5 protein-coding genes are annotated in these 7,419 nt (G+C 48.7%); all 5 read left to right on the top strand.

Annotation, left to right across the window (positions count from 1 at the left end; genetic code table 11):
* The first annotated feature begins 283 nt into the window (after positions 1 to 283).
* Complete coding sequence (locus tag ACKI61_RS10010) at positions 284 to 1,147, top strand: TIGR02147 family protein (RefSeq protein ID WP_407457583.1); 864 nt, start codon at positions 284 to 286, stop codon at positions 1,145 to 1,147.
* Positions 1,140 to 1,988, top strand: a complete 849-nt coding sequence (locus ACKI61_RS10005; protein ID WP_407457582.1) for a hypothetical protein — start codon at positions 1,140 to 1,142, stop codon at positions 1,986 to 1,988. The genes ACKI61_RS10010 and ACKI61_RS10005 overlap by 8 nt, the downstream gene beginning before the upstream one ends.
* 1 nt (position 1,989) lies before the next feature.
* Positions 1,990 to 3,546 carry an FISUMP domain-containing protein gene (locus ACKI61_RS10000; RefSeq protein WP_407457581.1) on the top strand — a complete coding sequence of 519 codons (1,557 nt, stop codon included), beginning with the start codon at positions 1,990 to 1,992 and terminating at the stop codon, positions 3,544 to 3,546.
* Positions 3,547 to 3,888: 342 nt separating this feature from the next.
* Positions 3,889 to 4,746: a TIGR02147 family protein gene (locus ACKI61_RS09995; protein ID WP_407457580.1), complete on the top strand. Its 858-nt coding sequence runs from the start codon at positions 3,889 to 3,891 to the stop codon at positions 4,744 to 4,746.
* Positions 4,743 to 7,298: a fibrobacter succinogenes major paralogous domain-containing protein gene (locus ACKI61_RS09990; RefSeq protein ID WP_407457579.1), complete on the top strand. Its 2,556-nt coding sequence runs from the start codon at positions 4,743 to 4,745 to the stop codon at positions 7,296 to 7,298. Before ACKI61_RS09995 ends, ACKI61_RS09990 begins: the two co-directional genes overlap by 4 nt.
* Positions 7,299 to 7,419: the final 121 nt, after the last annotated feature.

Here is a 7,419-nt window from a genome sequence, read left to right as displayed (position 1 = left end):
AGATGTAGCCCGTTTACGGGCTCGCCGGTAAGGACCGCACGCAGGTGTCAGACTGCGCAACGCGTCGAACGCGTCGCTAGTAACCTAGGGCAGGGCCCGTATATGAAGAACCACCCGCTGTGCGGGTGGGTTCCTTTTTTTGTTTTATAAAACCCAAATTTTGTTTTATGAATCACTAAAAATTTTAATCTTGAATTGCAAAGTGCTTAAATTTGCTTAAAATCGCCATTTTTGTTTTAGCAATAATGTCGCATAGTGCTCTTTGAAATTCTATTTTATAATCATGATGAAATCAGTTATTGAATACAAGGACTATCGCGAGTACGTACTCGACTACTACCGCGAACGCAAGCGCACGTCGGCGTTTACCTGGCGCGAGTTTGCAAAGATTGCTGGTTTCGCATCGGGTTCATACCTGAAGCTGGTTTGCGATGGCAAGACAAGGCTTCGGGAGGAAGGAGCAAAGAAGACGGCCTTGGCAATGGGGTTGCTGGGGTTTGAGTTCGACTACTTCGTCTTGATGGTTCGATACGAAAGCGCAAAGACGGACCGGGAAAAGAAAAAGTGTTTCGAAGAAATGCAGTCATTGAGTTCGGCGCACCATGTGAAAATCCTCGGCAGTGAAATGTACACGTTCTACGAAACGTGGAAACATTCTGTGGTCCGTGAATTGGCCGTGGCGATGCCGGGGGCCAAGCCACACGAGATTGCGAAGGCCTGTAGGCTCCCGATTTCGGCGGCGGATGTGAGCAATAGTTTGCGTTTTCTGTTGAATGCGGGATTCTTGACTGTGGATGCGGAGGGCCATTACCAGCAGACGAATCGTTCTCTCACCACGGGGCGCCTAAAGGTTGTCTCGGTGGCGGTGCATTCGTTGCTGCGCCAGATGGGCGAATTCGCGCTCGAGGCTTTGGACAAGTTGCCTATTTCGGAACGCCACTTTAGCGGCGTTACCATGGGCGTGACTGCCGAAAGCTACGAGAAGGTCGTCGAGGAACTCACGGAGTGCCGCAAACGCATTGTGTCGATTGTCTCGGCTGACAAAAAGGTGGAAAAAGTTTGCCGCTTGAACATGCAGCTTTTCCCGCTATCTGAAAATTTGAATAGGGCGCCTGTTATGGGAAAAAAGGAGGCTGAAAATGCGTAATAGTTTGGATGGTATGAGAAAGTTTTTTGCGAGTCTTGCCGCTCTCGCTTTTGGTGGGGCGTTCTGGGCCTGTTCTACTTTTGAAACCGCCGGCACGAGCGAAGAGGCAGAAGGCGTTGTTGCTATTGTGGACAAGAATCTTGCAGGCGTCGTACAGAAGGGCCCGTTCGTGACGGGTTCCAGCATCGTCCTCAAGGAAACTTCGGCGTCGGGAAACTTTAAGCCGACGGGTAGGGAGTTCTTTGCGACCACCCGTAGTGACAAGGGCGACTTCAAGATTGATGGTATCAATTTGGAAAGCCAGTATGTGAGAATTACGGCTACCGGTTACTATAAAAGAGAACAGACGGGCGAAAATTCGGCGTGTCAAATCAGCCTGAACGCGCTGTCGGATATCAGCAATCGAGATCAGGTTAACGTGAATGTGCTGACGCATTTGGAATACGATCGCACGCTTGCTTTGATAAAGAAAGGAATGACCTTTACCGAAGCCAAGAAACAGGCCCGTCAAGAATTGATGAAGACGTTCTACTACGATGATTTGGTGGAAGATTCTGAAAATCTGAATATCAACAATAGCGGGGATGCCGACAAGGCTCTGAAAAAAATCAGCACCTTTGTCGACCATATCCTCTTTGGTGAGGAGTATGGGACTGCTCATTGGCATTCTAGAGACTATAAAACTTATTATACACAGTATGAAGAGGATCCCGAAAAATACTGTGAAGAAGTTCAGAATTATCTAGACAATTTTGCTGACATCCTTGCGGGAGATGACTATGAACGGTTTGATTCACAGATGTTGCATGATGTTTTGAATGGCTGGTTTATGGAGGATTAATATGTCTAAGGGATATAAACAAATTAGCGTTTTGTTTGTTCTAGGAATGCTCCTTGCGGCATGCAGTCAGAACGATTCAAGTTCCGCAATGTCAGAAGGAAGCAGAACTATTTACGGAACATCGCAAAAGGGGCCTTTCGTAAAGGGAACCGAAGTAACCCTTTATGGAATGGATGAGGGGCTGATTCAGACGGGAACGCATTTTTCCACGGAAATAGACAATAACCGAGGGGAATACTCCCTGAAAAGAATCAAGCTGGATGATCGCTATGCCTGGCTTGTGGCAAACGGCTACTACATCGATGAAATGACGGGCGATACTTCGACTCAGAAAATATCGCTGAACAGTCTTGTCGATTTGCAAAATCGTGACCAAGTCAATATCAATGTTCTGACTCATTTGTCGTTTAACCGTATTCGCTATTTGGTCAAGGAAGGCGTGCCTGTCGACGAGGCAAAACACCAGGCCGAAAATGAAGTGATGGCTGCATTTGGTTTTTCCGATGTTACGGAGTCCTTTGATCAGCTTGATATCATGGGTACTGACATTGACGATTCGAAGCTTCTTGCAATTTCTGTGATGATGCTTACTGCGGCCAATGTCGGCGAAGTGACGAGTCGCCTGGCGTCTATTGCGATGGACTTGGAAGAGGACGGCGTCTGGGATGATTCAACGTTGATCCGTCAATTGAAGGGTTTTGTGTCCATGGATAGTCATGATGGAGTCTACAAAAAGGTAAAGAATAACCTTGCAAAATTGGGTGCGGCGGATATTCCCGATTTCCAAAGGTATCTGGACCAGTTTGCTTCTCCTTGGGATTCGACATGGAAACGCTGTGATAATCAGGATGAAGTCCGTCGGACGACACATTTTAATGATAGCCTCTATAGCCATGTCATTTGCCGTGATGGTATCTGGAAATTCTATAGGGGTCCGAGAGATGAAGGGGATCCTCCTGTGGATACCACTGGGAAATATGGCACCTTGGTCGATGAACGAGATGGCCATGTGTACAAAACTCTGGATATCAAAATGGAGAGTGGCCGGATTGCGACTTGGATGGCGAGCCTTTTGGAATATGAACCCACAAACGGCGTCAAAGAGGAAACTCGCTATGTTCCTGGAGTTGGCAGGGAATACTTCGGCTATCAGGCGTTGGGGTGGCCGATTGATAGGAATCTTGTTAGCGAGGATGAAGATGCGGAAATTTGGAATAAAATGCTCTACGATGAATTTATTCAAGGCGTTTGTCCTGACGGTTGGCACCTTCCCTATTATGAAGAATGGGATTACCTATGGGATGTGTTGAGGGACGACTATGAGACCCGGGAACTTCTGGTATACTTGCAGTATGTGGACTCGGGGACAAAGGTGTCGCTTGATACAAAGCATGTGGGTTATTATGTTGATTTTGAATATGCGTTCTCTCTCCTAGAAGGTGGATCGCCTTACCGTTTCCGCGTCAGGAATATATGGAACTGGAACGAGGATGATTCGGTAATTCATATTTCTGAATATTATCCGATTCGTTGCGTGAAGGATTGGGAAAGGAAATAATCCCCTGATTTGGACCCGAGGGATTCGGGCTGGGGGATGGTTAGGAGAGAACCCTGCAGAGTAATCAGCAGGGTTCTTTTTATGACCGTTCGGCTCTATTGTATTCATAAAAATGTGATATCGCCTCACTCTCGCCGTCACGGCATGCTTACGCTATGCCGCTTGCGGCTCACGCATGACCGTTCGGCTGACCGTTTGGCTTTATCGTAATCATGTTCCTAGAATATGAAATCATGTTCTAAAAATACTTAATTTTTGTGAATTTAATAGAAATTGGTAAAATTTAGCTAAAAACGCAATGTTTATATCCTAAATTTAGCGAAAGTAGGTATATTTGTACCCATGAAGGAAATCGTTGAATATACGGACTACCGTAAGTATATCCGGGACTACTACGAAGAGCGCAAGCGCAGTTCTGTGTTTTCGTGGCAGAAGTTTGCCCAGGAAGCCGGATTTTCGTCGGCGGTGTTCCTGCAGTATGTCTGCGAAGGGAAAAAGAATTTGAGCGTCGGCTCGGCAGGCTCGGTGGCAAATGCCATGGGGCTTGTCGGTTTTGAATACGAATATTTTGTCTTGATGGTTTCGTACGCGCATGCAAAGAGCAGCGAGGCTAAAAAGGCCGCTTTTGAGGAACGCTGCGCTTTGGCCAATGCTCACAAGGTTCGCGTGCTGGGTGACGAAGAGTTCAAGTATTTTAAGTCCTGGAAAAATTCCGTGATTCGCGAATTGGCGCCGCACATGCCGGGAGCAAAGCCACTAGAAATTGCGCATGCCTGTAAGCCGAAAATTTCGGCGGCGGAAGTTTCCGAAACGCTCGACTTTTTGGTGAAGGCGAAGCTCCTGAAAAAGGATCGCGACGGCAATTACCGCCAGACAGACAAGACGATTAAAATGGCGCCTGTGGAGGCCGTGCCGCTGGCCGCTCGCGATTTGCAGCGCCAGATGGGGGAGTTTGCCGTCAAGGCAATCGACCTGCCGATTTCGGAGCGCATGATGTCGGGGTACACGCTTGGTCTTACGCGTCGTGCGTACGAACGTATCAAGAAAGAGACTGAAGATTATTACCGCCGCGTGGTGGCGATTGCGACGGAGGAAGACGAAACGGAACAGGTCTACCGCCTGAACGTGCAGTTGTTCCCGTTGAGTGAACGGCTTGAGTTTAAAAACGAGAATATGAATAAAAAGGGAGAAAGGAAATGAGAAAAAGGATGAATGGCATTTTAGGGTCGCGCCTGGTGCCAGTTTGTGCGCTTGCGTCTATGGCGTTCTTGGTCGCATGCTCCGGTTCCGACGACAAGAGTGTCGCCGGCGGCGCTTCGGGAGATGCGGGTGTTGTCGCTGTCAAGGATTTGGACGTGGCTGGGCTTACGCAAAAGGGCCCGTTCGTGAAGGGTTCCGCCGTGACGGTGCAGGGGATTGACTGCAAGACGCTGGAAATCTCGGACGAATATTTCGAGGGCCAGGTCAATAGCGACAAGGGCGACTTTGCACTTGACAACGTGACGCTTTCGTCTTCGTGCGCGTTGTTCGAGGTAACGGGTAAATACCGCAATGAAGTTACCGGCAAGAAGTCTGCGGGCGAGATTACGCTCCATGCACTGACCGACTTGAAGGACCGCAAGAATGTGAACATCAACGTACTCACGGAATTGGAATACGAACGCCTGATGTACCTCGTGACCGAAAAGGACAAAAAGTTCGAGGAAGCGAAGGCGCAGGCCGAGAAGGAGGTGCTTGCTGCATTCGGCATTGCGGGCGACTTCGACAATTCCGAAGACTTGAACATCTTCGGCCCGGGTGATGGTAACGCCGCACTTTTGGCCGTAAGCGTGATGATGCAGGGCGATGCCGATGTTGCCGCACTTGCAAAGCGCATAGAAAGGTTTGAAGATTCCTTTGCCGAAAGCGGCGAGTGGAATGATGCCGAAACGAAGAAGGCAATTGCGGAATGGATTGTCGCTACTGTGGTAGGTGACGGGCTTGAAAACATTCGCAAGAATCTTGAAGGCCTGGGCATTGCCGATACCATCCCTGCGTTCGAGAAATACATTGTCGCTGCCATCCCGGACTCCGTTTTAGAAACACGGTCTAGCAGTTCCAAGGATGTTGATTCTGCTGAAACATCTAGCAGCTCTTCGGCTGATGTCGTTCCCGGCTCGAGCGGGGAAGCCCCTTCATCGTCTTCTAGTGTTACATCTTCGTCCAGCAAGGGCCCCAGCAGCAGTTCCGCAAAGGCGGATGCGGGCAGTAGGTATGATGCAACTGCGAACACGCTCAAGGACCTGCGCGACGGAAAGACTTATAGAACAACGAATATCGGTGGTCGAGTTTGGATGGCTGAGAACCTGAATTATGAAACGCCGAACAGTTACTGTTACAACGATAGTGCGGAATATTGCGAAACGTATGGACGTCTTTACACGATTGCTGCTGCTGTAGATAGTATTGGAGCTTTTGGCTCGGCGGGCAAGGGCTGTGGTCTTGGTGTAAAGTGTTCACTTGAGGGGACTGTGCGAGGCGCATGTCCGAGTGGTTGGCATTTGCCTGATGCCGATGAATGGAAGGCTTTATTCATTACGGCGGGGGCGGATGTCAAGAGTGAGAATCCGCTCCGCCCAGATATGAATGTACACCAAACATTTAAAGTTGCTGATAAGCTTATGTCGAAAAGCGGCTGGGGACATGTTAGTTACATTATGGGTGATCTAAAGAATATTGGAACGGATGATTTTGGATTTTCGGTATTGCCCGCCGGTTATAGAGTTGGTGCTCTTGCAATGGTTCTTGACGGAGGTACTCCCTATTACATGGAGCCAGGGAATACGGCTGGTTTTTTGTATGTATATGAGCGACCCGGTGATTCGACTTTTTATGGTTGGACCTATAATTATGCTACGATGATCGCTTATATCAGTTTCGATGCAGAAGACTACGATGTGGAAATATACGATAATAATAAGGATAATGCGTACTCTGTCCGTTGCGTGAAGGATGGCGGCTTGGTTATGCCTAATTCTAGCAGCTCTGTAGCATCTTCGAGTTCTATATCTTCGTCGAGTTCTTCGGGTAGTTTTGATTGGAGCTTGCCGAAAGAAACTTACTTGAATCCAAATATTGAATATGATTCCATTGTTGATTCTCGTGATGGGAAGGTTTATAAAACTGTGAAGATTGGAGACCAGACTTGGATGGCTGAAAACTTGAACTATGACCCAGGACAGGGTGGTTCTGACGATGCGAAATACGATTGGTCGTGGTGCTTCAATAATGAACCTAAGAATTGCGATGTGGCAGGTCGCTTGTACACTTGGGCGGCGGCCATAGACTCGGTGAAGTTGGCGAACGATGCGGAAAACCCGCGGAATTGCGGTGACGGCAAGGCTTGTTACCTTTCTTCGACGGTACAGGGCATTTGCGACAAGGGCTGGCATCTGCCAACACGAATGGAATGGAAAGCTTTGTTTACGGCGGTGGGCAATCAATCGACCGCGGGTGTGGTTCTCAAGTCGCAGGTTGGCTGGTACAATGATGGAAACGGCACGGATGCTTTCGGGTTCAGCGCCTTGCCTGCTGGTTACAGTATCGACAAAGATCACTTCTACGATGCTGGCCTCTTCGCGGACTTCTGGAGTTCGACTGAGTACGCTAGCAAATACGCGTACGACATGTACATGAAGTACAACTTCGAGGATGCGCTCGTGGTCGACTTCAACAAGTCCTACGGATATTCAGTTCGTTGTGTAAAAGACTAGCAATGAGGCGAGAGCTGCGCAGAAATGCTGGCATTTCTGCATTGCCGAGCCGATTAGCGAGGGACTACGTAGTGGTCCCCTAGCCAGGGCGTTGCGGACTGGAACAAAAAAAGACCCCGCT

It is taken from the genome of Fibrobacter sp. (genome assembly GCF_045601785.1).
GTDB lineage: Bacteria > Fibrobacterota > Fibrobacteria > Fibrobacterales > Fibrobacteraceae > Fibrobacter.
The sequence above is the reverse complement of the archived record's forward strand: the minus strand, read 5'-3'. Positions and strand labels throughout refer to the sequence as shown.